21 protein-coding genes and 1 pseudogene are annotated in these 19,390 nt (G+C 62.1%); 7 read left to right on the top strand and 15 right to left on the bottom strand.

Annotation, left to right across the window (positions count from 1 at the left end):
• Nucleotides 1-66: 66 nt before the first annotated feature.
• The 4 genes from GA0061099_RS15430 to GA0061099_RS15415 all read right to left on the bottom strand — a co-directional run bounded on the left by GA0061099_RS15430 (nucleotide 67) and on the right by GA0061099_RS15415 (nucleotide 4,245).
• The gene (locus GA0061099_RS15430) at nucleotides 67-1,251 is read right to left on the bottom strand and encodes a serine hydrolase domain-containing protein (protein ID WP_141697611.1); all 1,185 of its coding nucleotides are present in this window, start codon (nucleotides 1,249-1,251) and stop codon (nucleotides 67-69) included.
• A gap of 71 nt (nucleotides 1,252-1,322) precedes the next feature.
• Complete coding sequence (locus GA0061099_RS15425) at nucleotides 1,323-2,015, bottom strand: GNAT family N-acetyltransferase (RefSeq protein WP_036022604.1); 693 nt, start codon at nucleotides 2,013-2,015, stop codon at nucleotides 1,323-1,325.
• Nucleotides 2,016-2,019: 4 nt separating this feature from the next.
• The gene (locus GA0061099_RS15420; RefSeq protein ID WP_036000921.1) at nucleotides 2,020-2,367 is read right to left on the bottom strand and encodes a Lin0512 family protein; all 348 of its coding nucleotides are present in this window, start codon (nucleotides 2,365-2,367) and stop codon (nucleotides 2,020-2,022) included.
• Nucleotides 2,368-2,580: 213 nt separating this feature from the next.
• Complete coding sequence (locus GA0061099_RS15415) at nucleotides 2,581-4,245, bottom strand: acetolactate synthase large subunit (protein ID WP_036022603.1); 1,665 nt, start codon at nucleotides 4,243-4,245, stop codon at nucleotides 2,581-2,583.
• Nucleotides 4,246-4,392: 147 nt separating this feature from the next.
• On the opposite strand from GA0061099_RS15415, the gene GA0061099_RS15410 reads away from it, so the two are divergent.
• Nucleotides 4,393-5,265 (top strand): bifunctional helix-turn-helix transcriptional regulator/GNAT family N-acetyltransferase, encoded by an 873-nt coding sequence (locus GA0061099_RS15410; RefSeq protein WP_036022600.1) that lies wholly within the window; start codon nucleotides 4,393-4,395, stop codon nucleotides 5,263-5,265.
• Between the two features lie 84 nt (nucleotides 5,266-5,349).
• Entirely contained in the window at nucleotides 5,350-5,736 is a 387-nt protein-coding gene (locus GA0061099_RS15405; RefSeq protein WP_036022598.1) for an ester cyclase, read from the top strand.
• Nucleotides 5,737-5,757: 21 nt separating this feature from the next.
• Here GA0061099_RS15405 and GA0061099_RS15400 read toward each other — a convergent pair whose 3' ends face one another.
• On the bottom strand, nucleotides 5,758-6,978 hold the full coding sequence (locus GA0061099_RS15400; protein ID WP_036022596.1) for an MFS transporter: 1,221 nt from the start codon (nucleotides 6,976-6,978) through the stop codon (nucleotides 5,758-5,760).
• Nucleotide 6,979: 1 nt separating this feature from the next.
• Nucleotides 6,980-7,321 (bottom strand): hypothetical protein, encoded by a 342-nt coding sequence (locus GA0061099_RS40015; protein WP_157785984.1) that lies wholly within the window; start codon nucleotides 7,319-7,321, stop codon nucleotides 6,980-6,982.
• Here GA0061099_RS40015 and GA0061099_RS15395 point away from each other — a divergent pair.
• Nucleotides 7,320-7,775, top strand: coding sequence for a cupin domain-containing protein (locus GA0061099_RS15395; protein ID WP_036022613.1), 456 nt, complete (start codon nucleotides 7,320-7,322; stop codon nucleotides 7,773-7,775). The two genes, GA0061099_RS40015 and GA0061099_RS15395, sit on opposite strands and share 2 nt — an antisense overlap.
• Nucleotides 7,776-7,788: 13 nt before the next feature.
• On the opposite strand, the gene GA0061099_RS15390 is transcribed toward GA0061099_RS15395, so the two are convergent.
• Together GA0061099_RS15390 and GA0061099_RS15385 are read right to left on the bottom strand one after the other, a co-directional pair.
• On the bottom strand, nucleotides 7,789-8,364 hold the full coding sequence (locus GA0061099_RS15390; RefSeq protein ID WP_074447870.1) for a DUF308 domain-containing protein: 576 nt from the start codon (nucleotides 8,362-8,364) through the stop codon (nucleotides 7,789-7,791).
• A 77-nt stretch (nucleotides 8,365-8,441) separates the two neighbouring features.
• Nucleotides 8,442-9,026, bottom strand: coding sequence for a TetR/AcrR family transcriptional regulator (locus tag GA0061099_RS15385; RefSeq protein ID WP_036000944.1), 585 nt, complete (start codon nucleotides 9,024-9,026; stop codon nucleotides 8,442-8,444).
• A gap of 80 nt (nucleotides 9,027-9,106) precedes the next feature.
• On the opposite strand from GA0061099_RS15385, the gene GA0061099_RS15380 reads away from it, so the two are divergent.
• Nucleotides 9,107-9,607 carry a peptide deformylase gene (locus GA0061099_RS15380; protein WP_036022592.1) on the top strand — a complete coding sequence of 167 codons (501 nt, stop codon included), beginning with the start codon at nucleotides 9,107-9,109 and terminating at the stop codon, nucleotides 9,605-9,607.
• A 163-nt stretch (nucleotides 9,608-9,770) separates the two neighbouring features.
• Here GA0061099_RS15380 and GA0061099_RS15375 read toward each other — a convergent pair whose 3' ends face one another.
• Together GA0061099_RS15375 and GA0061099_RS15370 are read right to left on the bottom strand one after the other, a co-directional pair.
• Complete coding sequence (locus tag GA0061099_RS15375; RefSeq protein ID WP_036022590.1) at nucleotides 9,771-10,133, bottom strand: ArsR/SmtB family transcription factor; 363 nt, start codon at nucleotides 10,131-10,133, stop codon at nucleotides 9,771-9,773.
• Complete coding sequence (locus GA0061099_RS15370; protein ID WP_036000961.1) at nucleotides 10,133-10,795, bottom strand: SRPBCC family protein; 663 nt, start codon at nucleotides 10,793-10,795, stop codon at nucleotides 10,133-10,135. The genes GA0061099_RS15375 and GA0061099_RS15370 overlap by 1 nt, the downstream gene beginning before the upstream one ends.
• A 173-nt stretch (nucleotides 10,796-10,968) precedes the next feature.
• Here GA0061099_RS15370 and GA0061099_RS15365 point away from each other — a divergent pair, with 173 nt between their 5' ends.
• A complete protein-coding gene (locus GA0061099_RS15365) occupies nucleotides 10,969-11,319 on the top strand; it encodes a cupin domain-containing protein (RefSeq protein WP_036022587.1) in 351 nt (116 codons plus the stop codon).
• 160 nt (nucleotides 11,320-11,479) lie between these two features.
• Here GA0061099_RS15365 and GA0061099_RS15360 read toward each other — a convergent pair whose 3' ends face one another.
• The gene (locus tag GA0061099_RS15360; RefSeq protein WP_036022585.1) at nucleotides 11,480-12,739 is read right to left on the bottom strand and encodes a serine hydrolase domain-containing protein; all 1,260 of its coding nucleotides are present in this window, start codon (nucleotides 12,737-12,739) and stop codon (nucleotides 11,480-11,482) included.
• Between the two features lie 226 nt (nucleotides 12,740-12,965).
• Between GA0061099_RS15360 and GA0061099_RS15355 the strand changes: the two genes are divergently transcribed.
• Together GA0061099_RS15355 and GA0061099_RS15350 are read left to right on the top strand one after the other, a co-directional pair.
• Nucleotides 12,966-14,018 (top strand): hypothetical protein, encoded by a 1,053-nt coding sequence (locus GA0061099_RS15355; protein WP_141697609.1) that lies wholly within the window; start codon nucleotides 12,966-12,968, stop codon nucleotides 14,016-14,018.
• Between the two features lie 52 nt (nucleotides 14,019-14,070).
• Complete coding sequence (locus GA0061099_RS15350; protein ID WP_199751033.1) at nucleotides 14,071-15,672, top strand: ATP-dependent nuclease; 1,602 nt, start codon at nucleotides 14,071-14,073, stop codon at nucleotides 15,670-15,672.
• A gap of 62 nt (nucleotides 15,673-15,734) precedes the next feature.
• On the opposite strand, the pseudogene GA0061099_RS43410 reads toward GA0061099_RS15350, so the two are convergent.
• The 4 genes and pseudogenes from GA0061099_RS43410 to GA0061099_RS15335 all read right to left on the bottom strand — a co-directional run.
• Nucleotides 15,735-15,829: pseudogene (locus GA0061099_RS43410) on the bottom strand (GMP synthase (glutamine-hydrolyzing)); the annotation flags it as partial.
• Nucleotides 15,830-16,105: 276 nt separating this feature from the next.
• On the bottom strand, nucleotides 16,106-17,116 hold the full coding sequence (cydB, locus tag GA0061099_RS15345) for a cytochrome d ubiquinol oxidase subunit II (protein ID WP_036022581.1): 1,011 nt from the start codon (nucleotides 17,114-17,116) through the stop codon (nucleotides 16,106-16,108).
• On the bottom strand, nucleotides 17,113-18,558 hold the full coding sequence (locus GA0061099_RS15340) for a cytochrome ubiquinol oxidase subunit I (protein WP_036022578.1): 1,446 nt from the start codon (nucleotides 18,556-18,558) through the stop codon (nucleotides 17,113-17,115). Before GA0061099_RS15340 ends, cydB begins: the two co-directional genes overlap by 4 nt.
• Nucleotides 18,559-18,856: 298 nt before the next feature.
• On the bottom strand, nucleotides 18,857-19,294 hold the full coding sequence (locus GA0061099_RS15335) for a nuclear transport factor 2 family protein (RefSeq protein ID WP_141697608.1): 438 nt from the start codon (nucleotides 19,292-19,294) through the stop codon (nucleotides 18,857-18,859).
• Nucleotides 19,295-19,390 lie beyond the last annotated feature (96 nt).

Here is a 19,390-nt window from a genome sequence, read left to right as displayed (position 1 = left end):
TGCCTCGACCAACAAGAGGACGCGACGGCCAAGAAGGATTCGCGCTGACGGAAGATTTTTTTGCGATCAGGCTCCGACCGCCTGATAGGCCAGGCGCTTGAACTCGAAGAAGAACGGATTCCAGAAGCCCATATAGCGCTGGGCCATCAGCACGCCCGCCGTATTGGCTTCCGGACAGATCCACCAATGGGTCCCGGCCAGGCCGCCCCATTGGAATTCACCGGTCGAGTTCGGCGGATCGAACGGTGTCGGCGCGAAGGTGACGGCGCCGCCGAGGCCAAAGCCCTTGCCGGGAATCGAGCCGAGATTGGCAAAGCGGATGGTCTGGCCTGCGGGCAGCTGGTTCGTCATCATCTGCCGCAGCGTTTCCGGCTTCAGCAACGCATCGGACCCGGGCAGCAGCGCACACACCAGCGCGAGCATGTCTGGCAAGGTCGAGACCAGACCGCCGCCGCCCGAGAGCCGCGGCAGCGGCCGCCGATAGGCTTGCGGGTAAGGCAGATGGTCGGCCCGCGTGAGGCCGGGCTTCATGGGGTCGAGCACGTCGGCGCCGTTGTAGAGCGCGACCAGCCTGCCCTGCTGTGTCTCGGGGACATAAAAGCCGGTGTCGGTCATGCCGAGGGAATCGAAGATGCGCGCCTTCAGGAAGGCGTCGAGCGGCTGGCCCGAGACGACCTCGACCACACGGCCGAGCACGTCGGTCGCCACGGAATATTCCCAGGCCGTGCCAGGGTGATAGGACAGCGGCAGGTCGGCGAGCCTGTCGATCATGTCGCTGAGCGGCGTTAGCGGATTGAGCACGCGCGCCTCGTTGTAAGCATTGAACAGCACCGTGCCGGGATCGAAGATACCGTAGCTGAGACCGGAGGTGTGGGTCAGGAGCTGGCGGATCGTGATCGGACTCTTCGCCGGCTCGACATCGGCAAGGCTCGAAGCGCCCTGCTTCAGCACCTTGCGATTGCCGAGCTGCGGCAGGAATTTTTCGACTGCGTCATCGAGCCCGATGCGGCCTTGCTCGACCAGCAGCATGATCGCGCAGGTGACGAAGATCTTGGTGTTGGAGAACGCCCAGAAGATATGATCGGGCCGCAGCGCAGTGTTGGCCTCTCGGTCGGCAAAGCCCACGCATTGCTGATCGACCACCTCGCGGCCGCGCAGCACGGCCCAGGATACGCCAGGAATGATCTCCTGATCGACGTAGCGCTGCATCGCCGTCCGTACGGCGGAAAAATCAGTCGTTCTGGCGTCCATGTGCTCCCCCCCGATTTGTGGTTGGAATCGATATAGCGCGATTTCTCAGGATATGAAGCCCACGGTGCAGCTCATCCCTGCTTCATCAGCACGGTGACCTGCAGCCGGCGCCGAATCCGCATGCCCTGCCGCTGGTACAGCGCGATGGCAGACGTATTGCTCGCGAACACGTGCAGGAACGGAATTTCGCCGCGCGCCTCGATCTGGCGCGCGATGGCGGCGAGCAACGCCTGTGCGTAGCCGCGACCGCGATGATCGGGATGCACGCAGACCGCCGTCATCTCAGTGAAATTGCCGGGCTTCATCCGCTCGCCGGCCATGGCGACCAGCTCGCCGCGAGCGCGGATGCCGAGAAAGGTGCCGAGCTCATGCGTCCGCGCCGCGAACGGCCCGGGCTTGGTCAGCTCGGTCAGCGCCATCATGGCGGAAACGTCAGTCGCGCCGAGGCGGACGATCTCGGCATCGCGCAGCGAAGTGTCGGCGGGCGAGCCGATCAACTGCTCGCCGGGCTCCGCGAGCAGCACCTTGAAGCCGGCGGGAATTTCGACGGACTCGGGCGTGAACAGCACCGCGACTTGCGAGCCCGACATGAGATCGCCGAGCGCCGCAAAACTTGCCGCGGACATGTCCGCCATATCGGCAAACGGCGTCATGTCCACGGGATAGCGCAGAGCCCGCGGGCCGCCCTCGGCCAGATGCTTCTGGCTCGTCGTCAACGCGCTCCAGATCGGGCGATCCAGCAGCGCCTCATCGCTCGCGGACATCGGCCTAATCCTTGTCGAAGCTGACGATGACGGCGGCATTGGCGATCAGGATGGGATCGTTGGCCACTTCCGTGGCCGAGGGGATCTCCAGCCCGCCCTTGACCGCGGTGACGGTCACGGTGCCGTAAGGCAGCTCCTTGGCGACGGCTTCCTTGTCGACGGCTTCTGGATTCGGCACGCCGATCGTGACGTCCACGAACATGTCGTTCGCGGTCTTGCCGATCATCCGGAAGAAGCCGAGGCTGGAATGCCTGATGGCATCGGAGACGGCGCGCTTGGCCGCCTTGGTAGCGTCCCTGCCGTGGACGTCGACGCCCATGCCCATCTCGGTGACACAACGAACGCGAGGCATGCTTTATTCCTGTGGCTGGTTGGGTAGTGGAGAGTTTCGACGATCGGCACGCCCAACACAAGTGTGGTTGTCATGTTGAACCGAGACGTGCGCCACAGGCTCCGTCATTGCGAGCGCAGCGAAGCAATCCAGAATCTTTCCGCGGTGACAGTCTGGATTGCTTCGTCGCAAGGGCTCCTCGCAATGACGAACGGTGAGAGCGTCGCACAAAATTCACGCCTTCGCCTTCTCGTGCGCCCGCAACTCGTCGACCAGCACCCGCACGTTCTCCGAATAATCGATCGGGACCACGACCAGATGCACGCCGCCTTCCCTGAAGGCGGCATCGAGCGTCGTGCCGAAGCTGTCGATGCTTTCGATGCGATAACCCTTGGCGCCATAAGCCTTGGCGTATAGTGCAAAATCCGGATTGCCAAACGTCATGCCGTAATCGGCAAAGCGGTCGACGGCCTGCTTCCAGCGGATCATGCCGTAGGCCTTGTCCTCCAGCACCAGCACGACCAGGTTGAGCTTGAGGCGGACCGCCGTCTCTATCTCCTGGCTGTTCATCATGAAGCCGCCGTCGCCGGCAACCGCAAGCACGCGGCGGTCGGGATAGAGCATCGCGGCCATCATCGCCGACGGCAGGCCGGCGCCCATGGTCGCCAGCGCATTGTCGAGCAGCAGCGTGTTGGCGACGCGGGTGCGGTAGTTGCGCGCAAACCAGATCTTGTACATGCCGTTGTCGAGGGCGACGATGCCGTTCTCCGGAATCACCTGGCGGATGTCGTGCACGATGCGCTGCGGCGTGGGCGGCCAGCACGCTTCGGTGGCGCGGTCGGCGATGTGATTCAGGATCTCTTCGCGCAGCGGCAGCAGTGCCGCGGCCTGCGGCAGCTTGCCTTCGAGGCGATCCGCCAGCAGCTCCAGGCTCGGGCCGACGTCCCCTACGACCTCGGCATCGGGGAAATAGACCTGCTCGACGCTCGCCGGCGTGTAGCTGACGTGAATGACCTTCGGGCCCGAGGGCCCCATGATGAAGGGCGGTTTCTCGATCGGGTCGTGACCGATCGCAACGATCAGGTCGGCAGCGTCAATGGCATCATGCACATAGTCGCGCTCGGATAAGGCGGCAGTGCCCATGTAGAGATTGGTGCCGCCGGGCACGGTGCCCTTGCCCATCTGAGTCGTGAAGAACGGAATGCCGGTCCGCCGCACGAAGCTTGCGATGCCGTGTGTCGACCGCGGCCGGCTGGTCGCAGCGCCCATCATCACCAGCGGGCGCCTGGCGGCCATGATCATCTCGGCGGCGCGGTCGAGCGCGGCGCGATGGGCGACCGGGATTTCGATCGGATGGACCGGGATCACGGGGACCGCAGGCACCTCGTCCCCGGCAACGTCCTCGGGCAGTTCGAGATGCACCGGCCCGGGCCGCTCCTCCATCGCGACGCGAAAGGCGTCGCGCACCACGGTCGGGATGCTGGAGGCGCTGACGATCTGCCGCGACAGTTTCGTGAGCGGCTTCATGGTCGCCACCACGTCCACGATCTGAAAGCGGGCCTGCCGGCTGCTCATGATCGGCTTTTGACCGGTGATCAGGATCATCGGCATGGCACCGAGATGCGCATAGGCGGCGCCCGTCGACAGATTGAGAGCACCCGGGCCGAGCGTCGACAGACAAACGCCGGGCTTGCCGGTCAGCCGCCCGTGCGTTGCGGCCATGAAGGCCGCGGCCTGCTCGTGGCGGGTCAGGATCAGCTCGATCCTCGAAGCACGCAGCGATTCGACCAGATCGAGATTCTCTTCGCCGGGAATGCCGAAGATGCGGTCAACACCCTCATTCTCCAACGCCGCGACGAACAGGTCCGATCCCTTCGCTTTGCGTTCCTGCCCGCTCATGTCGTCTCCCTGCTTGTCGGCTCTCCCGTGTTGCACGGCAGATGGCACATGGTAGCGGCCTGCCGCTCGGGCACAACTCACAATGCGGCGTGCGACTATCCGATCGCGCGATTGACACCCCCAGATATCTGACTAAAGTCAGATATCATGCTCGATCCCGCCTCCCGCGTCCGCCGCTTCAACCGCGCCGTCACCTCGGCCGTCGGAGCACTCGATACGTCGTTTCTCGGGCGCGGCCGGCCGCTCGGGGCCGCGCGCGTGCTCAATGCGATCGGGCACGGTCGATCGGAGGTGGCGGAGATCCGCGACTATCTCGGTCTCGATTCCGGGCTGATGAGCCGGCTGCTTCGCAGCCTCGAGGACGAAGGGCTGATCGAGACCGCCGCACGCGAGGACGATGCGCGGCGGCGCATGGCAAAGCTCACACGGGCGGGCCGGCGCGAGTTCACGGCCTACGAGGCGCTGTCCAACGCGCAGGCCGAAGGCCTCCTCGCGCAACATTCGCAACGCGATGCGTTGCTGGCGGCGATGGACCTGATCGCCTCCGCGCTGACGCGCGAGCGCGTCGCGCTGGAAGAGATGGATCCGCGCTGCGACCAAGCGCGCTACTGCCTCGGCGAGTACTATGCCGAGCTCGGCCGCCGCTTCAGCCAAGGCTTTGACGTCTCGCTGTCACGCGACCCCGACGCCAAGGACATGCGCCGGCCGCGCGGCACATTCCTCGTCGCGATATCGGACACGCTGCCGATCGGCTGCGTCGGCTTGAAGGGTACCGATCACGGCTACGCCGAGATCAAGCGGCTATGGGTCGCGCCGGCCGCGCGCGGGCTGCGGCTCGGCCGCCGCCTGATGGATGCGACCGAGAGCGCCGCGCGCGAGCTCGGCATCGCGCTGCTGCGGCTCGACACCAACAGCGCACTGCCCGAAGCCGGTCAGCTCTATCGCAGCACGGGCTGGCGCGAGATCCCGCGCTTCAACGACGATCCCTATCCGGACCTCTTCTTCGAAAAGCGCCTCTGATGCTGGACCGGTTCGCGATGTCAGCGCGTTAGTCGAAGCCGTGTTAGTCGAAGCCGTGTTAGTCGAAGCCTTGGGAGCTTCGGTATGACGAGAGACGACCTCGCCGACATCTACCGCGCCTACATCAGCTGCCTGAATCGGCGGGATTGGCCGGCACTCGGACAATTCGTGCATGATGAGGCCACCCACAACGCGCGGCCCCTTGGGCTCGAGGGCTATCGCGCGATGCTGGAAAGGGATGTTCGGGAGATCCCCGATCTGCAGTTCCATATCGAGATGCTGATCTGCGATCCTCCCCGCATCGCCGCCCGATTGAAGTTTGACTGCACACCGGTCGGGACATTCGTTGGTCTTGCGGTCAACGGGCGGCGCGTGTCCTTCTGCGAAAACGTCTTCTACGAATTTCTCGACGGCAAGATCCGGCAGGTCTGGTCGGTGATCGACAAGGCCGCGATCGAGGCGCAGCTCTGACGCCACGCCTCGATCTCGAATTCACGCCGCCGCGGGCGCCACCTCGCCTTGCGGCTTTGCGAAGGGGCGGAACGTCATGGCCATCAGGAAGGCCCCTAAGCCCATCGCCCAGGAGGCGATGTAGAGCCAGGCATAGCTGGAGAAGGCATCGTAGATCAGGCCGCCGGCGAGCGGGCCGGTCGCCATGCCGAGGCTGCCGGCCATCGCCGTGCCGCCGATCACCGTGCCCATCATCTTGAGCGGGAAGTTCTCGCGGATCAGAACGGCATAGAGTGGCATAGTGCCGGCATAGATGAAGCCGAAGATCGCGCCGACCGCATAGAACGTCGTCAGCTGTTGCGCGAAGACATAAGCGAGCGCGCCGAAGGCCTGCAGCAGCAGGCCCGAGACCAGCACGCGCTTGGCGCCGAAGCGGTCGCCCATCAGGCCGAAGGCGATGCGCCCGCCGAGGCCGGCAAATCCCTCGATGCTGTAGATCGTCACCGCTGCGACCAGCGGGATGCCGCAACTCACGGCATAGCTGACGGTGTGGATGATCGGGCCGGAATGCGTCGCGCAGCAGAAGAAGTTGGTGGCGAGGAGGATCAGGAATTGCGGCGAGCGCAACGCCTCGCCCATCGACATCTCGTTTTGTCCGGCGGTTTCGCCGGCGGGCGCGGCCGGACCTTGCGCGAGCGCCGGCGGACGGCGCACCAGGAACGAGACCGGGATCATGATGGCGCCGACCACGAGCGCGATGATCTGCATCGAGGTGCGCCAGTCGTGGCCGGAGACGAGCCAGGCCGCCAGCGGCGACATCGTCATCGGCGCCATGCCCATGCCGGCCGAGACCAGCGACACGGCGAGGCCGCGATTGGAGTCGAACCAGCCCGTGACGGTCGCCATCATGGGCGCGAAGATCGCAGCGCAAGCGGCGCCGACCAGCAGGCCGAACACGATCTGGAACACGAGAAGCGAGGTCGCGTGGCTCGCCGCGAACAGGCTGAGCGCCAGCACGACCGATCCCGTCAGCACCACCGGCAGCGGCCCGAACCGGTCGGACAGCGTGCCCCAAGCCATGCTGGTGAAGGCCATGGCCAGAAAGCCGATCGTCATCGCGCTGGAGATGCCGGTCACCGACCAGCCGGTGTCCTTGGTGATCGGCTGCAGGAACACCGGCAGCGAAAACATGCCGCCGATCGCGACGCAGCCAAGCACGCCGCCGGCGGCGACGATCACCCAGCGATAGTTGGAAGAAATCATTTCAGTCTCCCGTCAGGTCTGTCTCGCGTGAAAGACGATCGGGAACTGCGCCGGCCGACAGACCGGCGTCATTTTTGCCGCACGCTTTCGTGACCTGGCAACAAAACTCGAAAAACAACCCCATGCACAGTAGCGGCGCCAGCGGGATCAATGACTTACCTACCAGGAACGACAGCTCAGCGGCTCCCTGTCCTCGCGCGACATCATCACAGATCGGTTTGACACGTCGGGCAAAACAGCCGCAGAATGACAGCATCCCACACATATTGATCTGGTCCGCGATGTTCATCGTGATGATGCTTCGCGCCGCCGGTCTGTTGGTGGATTGCAGGGAGTTCCACATGCCAAAGATCGACGTCGCCACCGTGCCGGCTCGCAAGGGCTCCGGCTATCCGGCGCCTTTCAATGCGCCTTGCGCCGAGCGCATTCGCAAGCGGCTCGGCGATGCCGGAGGCTTGTCGGATTTCGGCGTCAACCTGATGCGCCTGCCGCCGGGCACCTGGTCGAGCCAGCGGCACTGGCATTCGCACGAGGACGAGTTCGTCTACATTCTCGAAGGCGAAGTGACGCTGATCGAGGATGGCGGCGAAACCGTGCTGCACGCCGGCGATTGCGCCGCCTTCCCCAAGGCCAGCGGCAACGGCCATCACATGATCAACAGGTCGAGCGTGACGGCGGTCTATCTCGAGATCGGCTCACGCTCGCCAGCCGACCTCATCACCTGCTCCGACATCGACATGATGAGCCCGGCAGCGGACGGCCGCTTCCTGCACAAGGACGGCACGCGCTATCTGTAAGTGACATTGCGGCTCACAGGGCCGCACTACGGCGCCAGTCGCCGACCGTGAGCCAGACCGCCGAGACCAGGAAGTAGATCGCGCCGACGGCGGCATAGCCCGCGACATTCGCGATCGACGGCACCGCAGGCGTCGCGGCCTGGAAGATGAAGAAGCCGCCCGCCAGGGCCGACTGGCCACCGCTGAGCACCATGGCCCATTGCGCGCCGAGACGCTTCCAGCGCCGCACGGCCGTGCCGAGCTGGAGCAGTCCGGACAGGATCGCCCAGGCTCCGAAGATTCCGAGCACCCAGTTCATGCTGACCTGCAAGGCCAGGATGACCGCAATGGTCGTGGCGAGGCTGACCAGCACGTTCAGGCCCTGCGTGCGGTTCTGGTTCAAGCCACCGCTCCAGAGCGCGTCGAGATAATTGGCGGCAGCGTCCCAGGCCGGATAGGCAACGAGCAACGTCGCTGCGATCACTGCCGATGACGGCGCGATCGCGAGGGCCGCAATGACCCAAGCGACGGAAAACGCGGCACGCATGAAGTAGTACTGCTTCAGCCATTGCGCCTGGTCGGCGCCCAAAGCCATCTCGCTGGTTCTCATTTTCTGCTCCTTACCTACTAGTTGGTAGTTTACGTACGACGCCGAAGCACCGCCCTGCCCGGCCTGTGCCGATCTCGTCAGTGCCTGGTGGAAAGCCGCTCCAGCAGCGGCCGGGTGATTGTCCCGAAGATTTTTGGATCGCCATAGGCCCGCGCCGACAGCATCGCGCCGTGAACGGTTGCCATGAATCCCTCCGCCTCGGCCCGCGCGGTGCCGGAGAGATGGAGCCGGCCTTGCCGCTTGCCGCGCTCCATCACCGAAGCCAGCCACGACGACACGGAGCGGAAATGCGCGCGGACTTCGAGCGCCACTTCCTCGGGCAGAATCGGAAGCTCACTGGCAAGGAGCGCGCAGACGCAGAAGGGAGCCGTCGCATCCTTGATGCACGCCTCCCAATAGGCGATGTAGCTTTTGAGCTGCTCGGCGGGGTCGGCGACATTGCGCTCGAGCGCCGACAGCCCTGCCTGGGCCTCCTCGCGATAGCGCGACACCAGGGTGCGGACCAGATCGACCTTGCTGGCAAAGTGGTGGTGGATGCTCGGCTTGCGGATGCCGACGACATCGGCGATGTCGGCGTAACTGAAGCCGTTGTAGCCGCCCGCGATGATCAGCGTACGGGCGCAGCCAAGAATGTCGTCGGCGGTCGAGGAAGCGGTGCTCATGGCGCTTAGCTACCTTCCAGTAGGTAGGCGGTCAAGCGAGGATGCTTCAATGATCCGTGAGTGAGTGGTAGGAGCCCTGCATGACCATCCGCCCGATGGTGCGCTATCCCGACCGCCGGCTTGCGCTGCCGGCCCGCCCCGTCACCGCGTTCGACGATTTCTTGCGCGAGCTCGCGCAGGATCTGCTCGACACAATGCGCGCCGCGCCCGGCATCGGCATCACCGCGCCGCATATCGGCGTGCCCTTGCGCGTCGTGGTGCTGGAGCTCGACGCGAAGGACGGTCCGCAGACCTACGTCAATCCGGAGATCACATGGGTCTCGCCGGAGATGATCATGCACCGCGAAGGCAGCGTCTCGATGCCGGGGATCAACGACGAGGTGCAGCGACACGCGCGGGTGCGGATCAGCTATCGGGATCTCGACGGCAACATGCACACCGAGGAGTCCGAAGCCCTGCGAGCTGTCTGCCATCAGCACGAGATCGACCAGCTCGACGGCATGTTCTGGATTCAGCGGCTGTCGCGGCTGAAGCGGGAGCGGCTGGTGAAGAAGTTCGAGAAGATGTCGCGGAATTCGTAGGGTGGATTAGCGCAGCGTAATCCACCTGAGTACGACAAAATGAGAGAGATGGTGGATTACGCCGCCCGCTGCGCTTCGCGGCGGCCTGCTAATCTACCCTACGCTACTGCCTGTGTGGGACACCCCGGATTACGCTGCGCTCCATCCAGGCTACGGAGCCCGATTACGCCCTCTTCCCTGTCCGCTTGATGATCGGCGCCTTGCGACGCTCGCGCTTGCCGCGCGCGATCTCGGTGGCGAGCGCGTCCAGCTTCGGCTCCCAGATAATCCTGAACTGGCCGACCCAGGCATCGACCGCTTGCAGCCCGGCGGCGTCGACCGAATAGAGGCGCCTTTGCGCCTCCGCCCGGACGCTCGCAAAGCCGCTCTCGCGCAGCACCTTGAGGTGCTGCGAGACGGCCGCCTGGGTGATGCCGAACTCGGCCCCGATGACTTCGACGACCTCGCCGGACGCCATCTCCTTGAGGCCGAGCAGCTCGAGGATGCGGCGGCGCACGGGATCGGCGAGGACCTCGAAGGCGTGCATCAGCTTCCGGTGCCGGGATGAACGATGTCGGGCGGCATCTCGCCGCGATAGAATGCGATGGTGCGGTCCGAGCGCTGCTTCGCCTCGTCAGGATCGACCCCGCTTGCGACATGCGCCGCACGCCAATATTCGCCGCTCGTCGTCATGAAGTCCTTGCCCTCGGGCGAGACCATCCACGCCTCCGCCGTTTCATGATCGACCGATGCCCCGGTCGCAAGATATCGCTCAAGTCCCGCAAGCGCGAGGTCCCAACCGATACCGACCGCACCCGGACCGAACTGATTCCAATGATCCTCGATGATCGCGGTGTGCTCAAGCGTCAGGCGCGCCTGGCTCCGCTCGGCTTTCAGGCTGACGTCGATCCAGCTCGTGGCGCCGCCGAATTCCCAGGTCGCGGCGAAATGGGTGGGCGGCGTGCAGGACGTGATGGTGCCGCCGGCATTGCCCTTGACCTGGTAGCGTCCGCCGAGCCGGAGGTCGCCCTCGACCGGCGCAAACCAGCGCGGGATCCGCTCCCTGCTGGTCACGGCGTCCCAGAGATCGTCGACGCTGGTGTCGTAGAGCCGCGTTAGCGTCACCGCGCTAGCCGGCTTGCCGTCTCTCTCCAAGCTCCTCACCGAGCGCGTCACAAGCCCCAAGACCCTGGCGACGTCGATCTGCATTTTCGGTTCTCCCTGTGGTTCATCCGCCGAACAAATATCGATCGCGACTAATATAAGTCAATACTTATATTGCGCGACGTTCCGCTGCGTCAAACCGCCCGCGAGGCGGAACCAAACAACGGCCACGGCGTCTATCGGTGCCCTCCCCCAGCCCCACAAGACGGAATGACCTCATGAAAGTTCGCAAATTCGCCATCGCCGACGCCTCGCTCGAGCGCTCACCGGGACAGGACGGCGATATCTTCGTCGCCAACTTGGTCGACCAGCGCCACGGCGGACCTATCACGATCGGCTTCGGCCGCTACGCGCCGAACCAAAATCTCAAGGAGACGATGAAGGTCGACGATGTCATGATCGTCCTCGAAGGGAAGCTGTCGGTCACGAGCGACGGCAGCACCGTGACCGCGGGGCCCGGCGAGATCGTCCATATGCCGAAGGGCGAGACGGTCACGATCCGCTCGCACGAGCAAGGCGCCGTCACCGCCTATGTCACCTATCCGCATTGGCAGGAGGCGCATGAGTGAGGCACGAGCTGCGACGCCCTACCCGCCGGGCATCAGCGCCTTCGCCGGCTCGTAGGGCGGATTAGCCGAAGGCGTAATCCGCCATTGCCGACACGGCGCGGCGAGAGATGGTGGATTACGCCGGCGGGCTGCGCTTCGCGCAACCGCAGGCTAATCCACCCTACCCGCCCGTCACTAGCGCCTTCGCCAGCGCCATGTAGGCCGGCAGCGTCACGGGATCGTTGGCGGCGTTACCCGCCATCGGATGCGAGGCGTAGCGTGCGATCACCATTTCGGCCTTGGGATCGATGTAGATGCCCTGGCCGTAGACGCCGCGCGCCATGTAGGCGCCGTGCGCGTTGTGCGTCACCCACCATTGATTGCGGTAGGAGGCACCCGGCAGCGTGGTGTAGCCGGCCGGCTTGAATTTTTCGGGATCGCCGCCGCGCGCGATGTCCTCGACTACTTGCGACGGCACGATCTGGCGGCCGTTGAAGCGGCCGTGATTGCGCATGGTCTCGCCGAAGCGGGCGAGATCGCGCAACGTGGTGGAGAGGCCACCGCCGCCGCTCTCGGTGCCGATGCGGTCGACGTGGTAGTACGCGTCCTCCTCCGCGCCAATCGGCTGCCAGATGCGTTCCGACAGGAAGTCGGACAGGGTCATGCCGCTGGCGCGCCTGATGATCCACGCCAGTACGTCGGTGTTGACGGTCTTGTAGGCAAAGGCCTTGCCATGCTCGCCCTGCTTCTTCTGCGCGATGAGGAAATCGAAGATGGTGGTGGGGCCGTCATAGCCCGGGGGGATCGGCGCCATGCCGTTGGCGCGCCGCAGGCCCCACACGTCGGAATTCTTGTCGGTGTAGATTTCGGTGTAGGCGAGCCCCGTGGTCATATCCATGACCTCGTGCACACGCGCATCGCCGAACGCGCTTGGCTTCAGCTCCGGCACATAGTCCGTGACGGGCGCCTGCGGGTCGATCCTGCCCTCGGCGACCAGAATCCCCGCGAGCACGCCGGTGAACGACTTCGTCACGGACATGCCGATATGCGGCTTGTGCGGCTTCAAGGCGCCGAAATAGCGCTCATAGATCAGCCTGCCCCGATGCAGCACCGCGATGCCGTCGGTGTAGGTCTCCTCCAGCATCTTCTCGAAAGTCATGGGCCGGCCGTCCATCGTGGTCGAGGCGACCGCGCCGATGTCCTGCTCCGCACGCGGCAGCGGTGATGCCGGCCCCGCCCCGCGCCAGACGTTCACCGTGGGCACCAGCTGGCGGATGTTGCACCAGGCCCAGCGCAGTTCTGGGAAGCTGCGGAACGAGCCGTCCTGGAAGGTGATGAGGCGGTCGGGCGACGGCGGAAAGCCGCGCATCCAGCCGAGGGTTTCGGGGTCGGATTCGATGGGGGGTGCGGACTGGTGGCTGAGGGTTGTGGCGATGGACATGCAGCTGCTCCGAGACAAAGATCCTAGCATAGAAGTCAGCATGCATGGCCGGTGTTGCATGCTGGGGTGGTCTATCGTTCTGCGTTGATTATGACTTCCTATACTCTACTCTCGCCTCGCCTCGACACCAGCGTGCGGAATCAGTTTCGTCGCTCTCTACTTTTGTTATGTCCTATGCGCCCTCACAACCTGCTGCTATCATACTCAGGATAGCTGGAATCAAACGATGGCACCTTCTCAAGAATACAACGATGATCTCCTTTTGCTACTCGCCACACTTTTGGTCGCGGATCATACCAATGTAGATTCGGATGATCTGGAGCCCTTCCTTGATCCATTACTCCGCACGCTTGAAGAGAGACTTTTTGAACGCAGCGAACTTTTTTCTCGGTTGCCGTTCCCTCCACACTTCATCTTCGCACGACTGCGCTCTTCCCTTCGGCGAGGCTCACTTGGGCGACGAACCAAAGGTATGCAAGAGATTGGCGATAGCATATACGGGCGCTTATCTGAGCGCCTCGATCGAATAGAACGAGAGACAGACAGGCGGTTTGCTGAAGTCCGTGAGCGCTTGAACGACCTTTCGTTCGAAGATGAAATCACTCGTCACAACGTACTGCTGTCTTTATCCGACGTTGCGGACGACTTGAAGACATTTGAATGGGGCCTTTCGATCGGCATCAAGCCTGAAGAGCTACGTACTCAACGTACAATACCGATTCGCATCTATCTATCCGAACCGGCGGGCGATGAAACTCACCAGGCGATCATCGACGCCGTAGTAGCAACCCTTGGCGAGCTTTCCTTTGAGAAGGATACTGATCTTCCAGAAGAAAGTGGATCGTGGTGGAAGCGCTTTTGGGCGCGCACCAAAGACATGGCCACCCAAGAAGACGTGGCCGAACGGCTTCAAAAGCTTGAGCGCGCCGCGGAAATAGCCCTACTAGACAAGCCTCAAGCTGCAGCTAACAAGGATCACGCAACCGCCATTGCTACTCTTATGAAAGCCCTTAACAATTCAGACAAGGCGTGCATTCAGGCAGGGAACATTCTGCTATTGAAAAACGGCGACGACATCATCGTCAGGACGCTGTCGCCTGTGGAACTGCGTGCGGTAGAGAAAAACCAGGCCCTGCTGAAACAACCGCAAAGCCTTTTGCGCAAGCTCCAGACGATTTGTGAGGAGGCCGAAGAGCCAGAAGCCAGTTCAGCTCCTCAAAAACCGAACCGACTGATACTTCCTAGACGGCCAAGTAAGCCAGAAAAGAACGACACATGACCTCATTCAATTGAAAGCTATCTCAAATAGTTTTTGCTTTGGCGGATTGGGCTTGGCGGAGAGATTCTACCAAACACATTTGGAATGTGGGGGCCTAGTACCGCTCTGCACGGTTCAACTTATCGGCTCAATGATTGGAAAGTACCTAGCTGTGTTTAAAAGCGAAGTGCGCGACAGCACAATCAATGCACTATTGGATAAGGCAAGAGAGAGGAACTATGGTCAGTACCTCGCCAAAATGGTACTGAAGAAGGTTCGCGGTTTTAGCGATGAACCCATCTCGTTCGACTTTCCTGTCACTGCAATCATCGGCCCGAATGGCGGCGGCAAAACGACCGTCCTAGGCGCCGCCGGCATCATCTACAAGGACGTTGCACCTCGTACTTTCTTTTCAAAGAGTGGGAAGTACGACGCCCGCATGCAGGACTGGTCGATAGAGTACGAGCTCACTAATCGAAAAGTTGCTCCGAAAGATCATATCCGGCGAACCGCTAGCTTTAAGAGCCTTAAGTGGAATCGCGACGCCATGGATAGGCAGGTCCTCGTCTTTGGCGTTTCGCGAACCGTGCCTGCAAGCGAGCGAAGAGAGCTTCTCAGCTGCACATCCCGGAAATTCTCTGTCCCAGACAGCCAAATAGTTGGATTCTCGCAGGACCTAAACCAAGCCGTCTCTCGAATTCTAGATAAAGATGTTAGCGGGTTCAAGCAGCTGAAGATTCACGCCTCTGGCGACGTAACGCTATTAACGGGACAAACAACGAATGGCGTCCAGTACTCGGAATTTCACTTTGGCGCTGGAGAATCGAGCATTATTCGCATGGTTGCCGCGATCGAAACTGCAGAAGATCAAACGCTGGTCTTGATAGAGGAGATCGAAAACGGCTTGCATCCTGTGGCCACGATTCGACTGGTGGAGTACCTGATCTGGGCCGCAGAGCGCAAAAAGATCCAGGTAATCTTCACAACACATTCGAATGAAGCTCTCCAACCTCTACCAAGTAAGGCTATCTGGGCGGCAACGAAGGACAAATTGTTTCAAGGCAAACTGGATATCGCATCCCTGCGGGCAATTACCGGGCAGATCGAAACGTCATCCGTCGTTTTTGTTGAGGACGATTTCGCGAAAATTTGGGTGGAATCGATTCTTCGGCAGGGCGCGAATCGTCCTATCGAGCACTTTCAGGTTCACGCGATGGCTGGCGATGGCGCAGCGGTCTCGATGAACAGCTATCACAATACCAATCCAGCAATAACTGTGCCTTCGGTGTGCGTGATAGACGGGGATTCCAAGCAAGACGAGAACCTTTCTAACGGTGTGTTTCGTCTTCCAGGCAACGCACCGGAAGCATTTGTATTCGACAGCTGCGTTGAAGCATGGCCAGCGATCGGTGGTAAATTGTCCGTCGCCCTTCTCCAAGAATTTGCTGAAAGTGATCGAGTTTTGGATGCGTGCAAACAGGTTCGTTTATCAAACAAGGACACGCATTTGCTTTTTTCGCAACTCGGCGCGAAGTTAGGGCTTATACCCGCACAAACAGTGAGCTTAGCCTTTACCACTATTTGGGCACAGAACAACAAGAAGGCCGTCGAAGAGCTAGCTAAAAGCATCCTTGAATTCAGCGGCGCTGGAAAGAAGAGTGCCGCCTCTGCCTGAACAGCAGCAAAGTCGGCAGCGTATTCAATGTGCAAATCAGTTCCCACCAGCGAGAAGGTTCCCTACTCCCACTCAATCGTCCCAGGCAGCTTGCTGGTCACGTCATACACCACCCTTTCACGGCTTTCACCTCGTTGATGATGGGCGTCGCGGTCTTGGCTGGGGCGGCCGACCTCGTAGCTCGACCATCGCCCGAAGGGGGCGATGCGGATGTCGTATCACGAGCGTAGGTGACGGAGATCCGACGTTTGCGCCGGGTGTCTCCGCGCGATCAGGACGGCAGCAGCGGCCGGCCCGGCGGGTCGGCAACTCCCTCACCCTGTCTTCAGCAGCCATCGGATCGGCACTGCAATCGCCAGCAGCGCGATCACACCTGCAGCCCACAGCGCAACGAACCACAGCAACTGCCGCCAGGCGCGAGACACACGCAGCATCAGTGATATCCCTCGCCGTGCCGCACCTTGCCGCGGAAGATCCAATAGACGTAGCCGGTATAGACAAGGATCACCGGTACCAGCACCGCCGCGCCGACGAGCAGGAACAACTGGCTGCTGGGATGCGTGGCTGCCTGCCAGATCGTAATCGAGGGCGGCACGATCATCGGCCACATGCTAATGCCCAGCCCGGCATAGGACAGCAGGAAAAAGCCCAGCGCGCACAGGAACGGCATCCCATCCTCGCCCTTTGCGAGCGCGCGGTGAAAGCGCCATGCCAGCAGGGCCAAGAGACCTGGCACAGGCGCTGCGTAAAGCATGTTCGGCAGCGTCAGCCATCGCTCCCGGAACGCAGGGCTTTGGATGACCATCATCAGTGATATGAGGCCGATGAAGCCGAGTGTCGCAAATCCGAGAACGCGTGCGTAGTTGCGGCAGCGTGCCTGAAGCGCGCCGTCGGTCTTCCATATCAGCCAGCACGCGCCGAGCAGGCCGTAGCCGACGACAAGGGCAACACCGGTCAAAACCGAGAAAGGTGTCAGCCAGTCCCACCACCCGCCGGCGTAAGCACGCCCCTCCACGCGGATGCCCTGCACGATGGCACCGAGGCAAACGCCCTGGAGCAATGCGGCCGCAAAGCTGCCCCAGGAGAAGGCGCGGTCCCACCATATTTCACCAGCCGACGTCCGTGCTCGAAACCGCATTTCGAAGGCTACTCCGCGGAACACCAGCGCCAGCAGCATCAGAATGAGCGGCATGTACAGCGCAGGAAAAATCGTCGCGTAGGCCAGTGGAAACACGGCGAACAATCCGCCGCCACCGAGGACGAGCCAGGTTTCGTTGCCGTCCCAGACCGGTGCCACCGAGTTGACCATGACATCGCGATCGGGCCTCGCCACCTCGGCCGGAAACAGGATGCCGACGCCGAGGTCGAAGCCGTCCATCACGACGTAGAGCAGCACGGCCGTGGCGATCAGCAGCGCCCAAATCAATGTGAGGTCGATGCTCATGGCCGGATCCCCGCTTGCCGCGGCTCTACTCTGTGCGTGTCTGACCCTGCTATCAAGGCTGGCGCCGGCGTGATGCCGGCCGTGCGGACCGGCTGGCCTTGTGGCGGTCCGTGCTCGCCGGCTTCAGGGGTCTGGCGGAAGAGGTGAAACAGATAAGCAATCCCCGCGCCAAAAACGACAAAGTACACGACAACGAATGCCGCCAGAGACGCGGCCACCGCCGGCGCTGCGATCGGCGCCACGCTATCGGCGGTCCTCAGCAGTCCATAAACCGTGAATGGCTGGCGTCCCGCCTCCGTCACCGTCCATCCGGCCGTCACAGCGATCAGCCCCGACGGCCCCATGGCCACGGCAAAGCGATGCAGCCATGGCGTGTCGTACAGGGCGTCTCGCCAACGCAGAACGAGCGAGGCCATGCCGAGCACGATCATCAGAATCCCCAAGCCGACCATGATGCGGAACGCCCAGAAGACGAGCGGAATGTTGGTCGGCCAGGTGTCTTTCGGGAAAGCCTTGAGCCCCTTGACCTCTCCATCAAGGCTATGCGTGAGATAGAGGCTCGCAAAGCCAGGAATGGCAATTTGGCCGCGCGTCACCCCGGCTTCGGCGTCCGGCATTCCGAACAGGATGGAAGGCGCGCGGCGCTCGGTCTCGAAGTGACCCTCCATGGCGGCGACCTTGGTGGGCTGGTGGTGATACGAATTCACCCCATGCAGATCGCCGATCAGAAGCTGTAGCGGGGCCACGATCGCGGCCATCCACATCGCCATTGAAAACATGATGCGTGCGCGTTCGTTCATCCTGTTCCGCAGCAGGTGCCAGGCGCCCACGGCTCCCACGATCATCGCGGTCGTCAGGTAAGCCGCCGTCACCGTGTGGGCGAAGCGATAAGGGAACGACGGATTGAAGATGATCGCGAGCCAGCTCTCGGGGATGAATTGGCCGTCCGCTCCCATCGCGTGTCCTGCCGGCGTCTGCATCCAGGAATTTGCGGCTAGAATCCAGAAGGCCGAGAGCAAGGTGCCGCCCGCGACGAAACAGGTCGCGACGAAATGCAGGCGCGGGCCAACGCGTCCCAGGCCGAAGAGCATGACTCCAAGGAAGCCGGCCTCGAGAAAGAATGCCGTCAGCACCTCGTAGCCGAGGAGCGGCCCGAGCACCGGGGATGTCTTGTCGGCAAACACCGACCAATTCGTGCCGAACTGGTATGACATGACCAAGCCCGACACCACGCCCATGGCGAAAGCGACGGCGAAAATCTTCAGCCAATAGCGGTAGGTATCGAGATAGGCGCCGCGGCCCGTCCACAGCCACAGCCCTTCGAGCACAGCAAGATAGCTCGCCAGTCCGATGGTGAAGGCCGGAAATAGGAAGTGCCAGACCACCGTGAAGGCAAACTGGAAGCGCGCGAGATCCAACGCGCTGGGTAATAAGTCGGACATAGCTCCGCCCCCGACATCAAGTGCGGCCCGCAGCTAACGCTTTCAACCTACGCTTGTTCCAGCTGCCTCGAACATCCGATGTCGAGGGTTTTAAGCATTCTCTGCGGGCGCTGTCCTTGAAGGCTATCCTCGGCACATTACCATCTCAATATGCCGGAATGTCCTACCCCGCGCACGGCCTGCAACGGACGAGTTGCGGTTGAGTTCGACGCGCAGAGGCCGTTCTGCCGGCTTCGAAGAGCCGGCGCCGAGCTTCTTTGATCAATGCAAGTTCTGGCGCGCTGCCGTTGGGCAAGCCTCACAAGAGGCCATTGTCCTTGAGCAGTTGAACTTCATCACCCGTAATCCAGCCGAAAACCTTCAGCAGCCCATCATTCTGCTCAAGCAGATAGGCATTGGTAAAAGGCACGTCGATACGCCTGCCATCTTTCTCGAATTCGCTGCTCCAGCCCACGTGGACAAGGCAATGTGTTTCATCGATCGAATGCATCTCGATCTCGGAGACGGTGACCGCCTTGTTTCCGATCTGACGGTAGCGCTCGTATCCTTTTGAAATCCGCTCGACAAAAGCGTGATCGTTGTCCCCTGCCATGACACCCTTTGGTCCTACAGCGATATATTGGGTGGAAAAAAGCGAACGGAAAAACTCCTCATCAAGAGTACCGTCCAAGCCATCTCTGAAGGCTTGGGCATATCGATCAAAGAACTGTTCCACTTCGCTTGTCGAGATGGTCATTCGCAGCTCCTCCTTCGACCTCGAGAAAGTGTTGCCAGATCCGCCGCAAGCTGACGGTGCGCTACCTATCGATCTTGGCAAAGATGGACCCTGTGC

Source organism: Bradyrhizobium yuanmingense (assembly GCF_900094575.1).
Lineage (GTDB): Bacteria > Pseudomonadota > Alphaproteobacteria > Rhizobiales > Xanthobacteraceae > Bradyrhizobium > Bradyrhizobium yuanmingense.
The sequence above is the reverse complement of the archived record's forward strand: the minus strand, read 5'-3'. Positions and strand labels throughout refer to the sequence as shown.

Excerpts from the sequence above, each read along its gene's own strand:
- GA0061099_RS15430 (WP_141697611.1), bottom strand. The coding sequence starts at position 1,251 with ATGGACGCCAGAACGACTGATTTTTCCGCCGTACGGACGGCGATGCAG.
- GA0061099_RS15420 (WP_036000921.1), bottom strand. The coding sequence starts at position 2,367 with ATGCCTCGCGTTCGTTGTGTCACCGAGATGGGCATGGGCGTCGACGTC.
- GA0061099_RS15385 (WP_036000944.1), bottom strand. The coding sequence starts at position 9,026 with ATGAGCACCGCTTCCTCGACCGCCGACGACATTCTTGGCTGCGCCCGT.
- GA0061099_RS15380 (WP_036022592.1), top strand. The coding sequence starts at position 9,107 with ATGACCATCCGCCCGATGGTGCGCTATCCCGACCGCCGGCTTGCGCTG.
- GA0061099_RS15395 (WP_036022613.1), top strand. The coding sequence starts at position 7,320 with ATGCCAAAGATCGACGTCGCCACCGTGCCGGCTCGCAAGGGCTCCGGC.
- GA0061099_RS40015 (WP_157785984.1), bottom strand. The coding sequence starts at position 7,321 with ATGTGGAACTCCCTGCAATCCACCAACAGACCGGCGGCGCGAAGCATC.
- GA0061099_RS15415 (WP_036022603.1), bottom strand. The coding sequence starts at position 4,245 with ATGAGCGGGCAGGAACGCAAAGCGAAGGGATCGGACCTGTTCGTCGCG.
- GA0061099_RS15360 (WP_036022585.1), bottom strand. The coding sequence starts at position 12,739 with ATGTCCATCGCCACAACCCTCAGCCACCAGTCCGCACCCCCCATCGAA.
- GA0061099_RS15410 (WP_036022600.1), top strand. The coding sequence starts at position 4,393 with ATGCTCGATCCCGCCTCCCGCGTCCGCCGCTTCAACCGCGCCGTCACC.
- GA0061099_RS15405 (WP_036022598.1), top strand. The coding sequence starts at position 5,350 with ATGACGAGAGACGACCTCGCCGACATCTACCGCGCCTACATCAGCTGC.
- cydB (WP_036022581.1), bottom strand. The coding sequence starts at position 17,116 with ATGAGCATCGACCTCACATTGATTTGGGCGCTGCTGATCGCCACGGCC.
- GA0061099_RS15365 (WP_036022587.1), top strand. The coding sequence starts at position 10,969 with ATGAAAGTTCGCAAATTCGCCATCGCCGACGCCTCGCTCGAGCGCTCA.
- GA0061099_RS15375 (WP_036022590.1), bottom strand. The coding sequence starts at position 10,133 with ATGCACGCCTTCGAGGTCCTCGCCGATCCCGTGCGCCGCCGCATCCTC.
- GA0061099_RS15335 (WP_141697608.1), bottom strand. The coding sequence starts at position 19,294 with ATGACCATCTCGACAAGCGAAGTGGAACAGTTCTTTGATCGATATGCC.
- GA0061099_RS15340 (WP_036022578.1), bottom strand. The coding sequence starts at position 18,558 with ATGTCCGACTTATTACCCAGCGCGTTGGATCTCGCGCGCTTCCAGTTT.
- GA0061099_RS15425 (WP_036022604.1), bottom strand. The coding sequence starts at position 2,015 with ATGTCCGCGAGCGATGAGGCGCTGCTGGATCGCCCGATCTGGAGCGCG.
- GA0061099_RS15370 (WP_036000961.1), bottom strand. The coding sequence starts at position 10,795 with ATGCAGATCGACGTCGCCAGGGTCTTGGGGCTTGTGACGCGCTCGGTG.
- GA0061099_RS15355 (WP_141697609.1), top strand. The coding sequence starts at position 12,966 with ATGGCACCTTCTCAAGAATACAACGATGATCTCCTTTTGCTACTCGCC.
- GA0061099_RS15400 (WP_036022596.1), bottom strand. The coding sequence starts at position 6,978 with ATGATTTCTTCCAACTATCGCTGGGTGATCGTCGCCGCCGGCGGCGTG.
- GA0061099_RS15390 (WP_074447870.1), bottom strand. The coding sequence starts at position 8,364 with ATGAGAACCAGCGAGATGGCTTTGGGCGCCGACCAGGCGCAATGGCTG.